This is a genomic window from Furfurilactobacillus curtus, from assembly GCF_045862785.1.
GTDB lineage: Bacteria > Bacillota > Bacilli > Lactobacillales > Lactobacillaceae > Furfurilactobacillus > Furfurilactobacillus curtus.
On the sequence record NZ_BQXO01000075.1, the window covers coordinates 1 to 405 of the forward strand.

Below are 405 nucleotides of genomic sequence, written 5' to 3' on the forward strand. Positions count from 1 at the left end.
ACGACGCTCTTCCGATCTTGGCTTGAGTCAAGGGACGGATTACACCGTTAGTGGTTCAGATTCCGAGCTGACGAATGTTGGATTATACACGGTGACGCTGACAAAAGAAGGTTTGGCAAAGTTAGAAGCACAGAATCCTAACTATGACTTTACGGGGATCACCGCCAGTGAGGTGACTACAACCTGCAAGATCACACCAGCCGCAGTGACTGATGTCACCCTGCAAGGTGGCAGTAAAGTTTACGATGGGCAGCCAATTACGGCAGCCGTCACGGCAGTGACCACCATGCCAAATGGACTAGTGACGACTGGCTTGAGTCAAGGGACGGATTACACCGTTAGTGGTTCAGATTCCGAGCTGACGAATGTTGGATCATACACGGTGACGCTGACAAAAGAAGGTTT

General features: G+C 50.4%; 1 protein-coding gene. It reads left to right on the top strand.

Translation table 11 applies throughout. The annotated features are described in order from the left end of the window. Nucleotides 1-405 (top strand): MBG domain-containing protein (locus ACKTR2_RS10515; RefSeq protein ID WP_407885093.1); only part of this gene is annotated, 405 nt, incomplete at both ends.